Annotated in this window: 1 pseudogene; it reads left to right on the top strand. The window is 29.1% G+C overall.

The features are described 5' to 3' along the window. Nucleotides 1-2,806, top strand: a pseudogene (locus ACRC28_RS15410) (hypothetical protein); the annotation flags it as partial.

Genomic DNA, 2,806 nt, shown 5'->3' on the forward strand with positions numbered 1-2,806 from the left:
CAAGTTTTATTCCAGGGTCTGTGACTATAAATGGTGCTTCAAATAGTATCTATAACCCTCAAACAGGGATAAATGTAGGAACTGTTATTCCAAATGTAGAAAGTGTAATTTCTTTTAAAGCACGTATTGATTTTATTCCAGAAATGAATCCACTTAAAAATGTGGCTAATTTAACTTATGAATATAAACAAAATCCAACAAGCACACAAGTTGTAACCACCTCAGCTATATCAAATGAAACTTCCACTAATGTAGTAGCTACACCAATCACTCCTGGTGTAAATGGATTTTATAAGAGAGCTGATTTAGAAAATGCTACTATGGGAGATATTATTATCTTTACATTAACTACAAAAAATAGCTCAAGTGTTGTTGCTAAAAATGTAATTGTTAAAGATACATTAGACCCGTCTCTAGAGTTTATAAATAATAGTGTAACAATAGATGGTTCGTTAGTTCTTAATGGAGATATAAGACAAGGTATTGCACTTGGCGAGATTAAACCTCTTGAGGCAAAAATAGTTGAATTTAAAGCAAAAGTTAAAAATTTACCTACTTCAAATCCTATAAACAACACTGGAAGTTTAAGCTATGCATATAGTGCAGGAATAGATGGGATTAATAAAGAGGTTAATATAACATCAGACCCAACATTTACAAGGATAAACTATGCAAATATTTCAAATGAAGATGGTAGTTTTATTAAAACTGTTGACAAGGAATATGTAAGTAAAGATGAAACACTAACTTACTCTATATTTGTGAAAAATACAGGTAATGTAAGTGCAAATAATATTGTTTTTTATGATACAATCCCTGAAAACACTGAATTTATAAATGGCACTGTGTTTGTTGGGGGAGTAAATTACCCATTATATGACCCAGATGCTTCTTTTAATGTTGGAAATTTAGCACCAAATGAGCAAAAAACTATAACATTTAAAGTTAAAGTTACAACAGTTCCTCGTGGTGCATTAATACGAAATGATTCTAAGGTAAGATATAACTTTACTGTAAATCCAAATGAGCCTAATGGCAGAACTAAAGAAAGTATGAGCAATGAAGTAACTAGTAAAGTTAATGTTGCAATTATTGATACTGATGTTGAAAATAGTTTAGAAAAATTTACTGATTTAGAATTTGGAATACGAAGCGATACTATAACTTATACAATTTTATTAAAAAATGTAGGTAATGTAGATGCTATAAATGTTGTGTTTAAAGATACAGTACCAAACGGAACAACATTTATTCAAAATACAGTAACTATAAATGATGTTCAACAAGTAGGAGCAAGTCCAAATAGCGGTATACCAGTTGGAACAATAAAGCCTTTTGAGTCTAAATTAGTTAAATTTAAAGTTAGGGTTTCAGATTTTCCAAAACCTAACCCAATTCAAAATGAAGGAATTGTGTTTTATGATTATGTTGTAAATGAAGAAACAGGTCTTAAGAAGTCAGAGGCTAATATTACTAATACTGTTACAACTAAAATAAATGAAGCTAGAATAAGCCTTGAAAATGGGGATATTCTAAAAACTGTAGACAAAGATTTTGCAGGCTTAAATGAAATTTTAACTTATAGAATAAGTCTTAGAAATTCTGGAACTGTTGAAGCGATAAATACAAAGTTTTTTGATAATATTCCTCTAGGTACTGAATTTATTGTAGATTCATTTAGCATAGATGGAAAAGTTATAAAGGGAGCAAATCCTGAAACAGGTGTAAATATTGGTGCAATACGTGTCTCACAAATTTCTTATGTTGAATTTAAAGTTAAGATAGTAAATTTACCTGAGTCAAATCAAGTTACAAATAAAGGACGAGTTACTTATGATTATGTAATTGACCCAATTAAAAATAAGACAGGGCAAGGAGCTTCTGATACAAATACAGTTGTAACAAGAGTCAGCCAAGCTATTGTTAGCTTTGTTAAAGAATCTAACAAAAAATTTGTTAAAATAGGTGATATTTATACCTATAAAATTACATTAAGAAATGATGGTAATTCATCTGCGAATAATGTAAAAATTACAGATACACTTCCAGATGGAGTTTCTTTTGTTTCAAACTCACTAAAAATAAACAACAATCCAACAACAGGTTCTATAACTGATGGAGTTTCTATAGGAAATATTAATAAAAATTCTACTACAATTATTGAATATAGCGTTAAAGTTGATAAAATTCCTAAAGTCAATCCTATGCCTAACAAGGGATTTATAGTTTATAACTTTACAGTAAATCCTGAAACAGGAGAAGTTAAGACAGTTGAAGGATTTACAAATGAAGTTTTAACAAAGGTAAATACTGCAATTATTAAAAATGAAGATGGGGGATTTGTTAAAACAACAGACAAAACAAGTGCAGAAATTTCAGATATTATTTCTTATAAAATCAAAATAACAAATACAGGAAATACTTTAGCAGAAAATGTATTTTTAACTGACCCTATACCAGATGGAGCTGAATTTATAAATGGTTCTTTATTTGTAAATGGAAAACTTGTAAATGAAAATATTCAAAGTGGAATTGCCATTGAAGATATAAGTCCAAGTGAGCAGATTCTAGTGGAATTTAAAGTCCTAGTTATAACAATTCCTTCAAAAAACCCACTAGAAAATGTGGGTAAAATAGATTATAAATATATAGTTAATCCTGAAACAGGAGAAAAAATAATCGAAACTTCAAATACAAATACAGTAAAAACAACTGTAAATTCACCACTTTTAACAGTAAATAAAACTCCAAGCAAAACTTATATAACTACTTCTGACAAAATGGAATACACATTAGTGGTTAAAGT

Source organism: Clostridium sp. (assembly GCF_051650885.1).
Taxonomy (GTDB): Bacteria; Bacillota; Clostridia; order Clostridiales; family Clostridiaceae; genus Clostridium.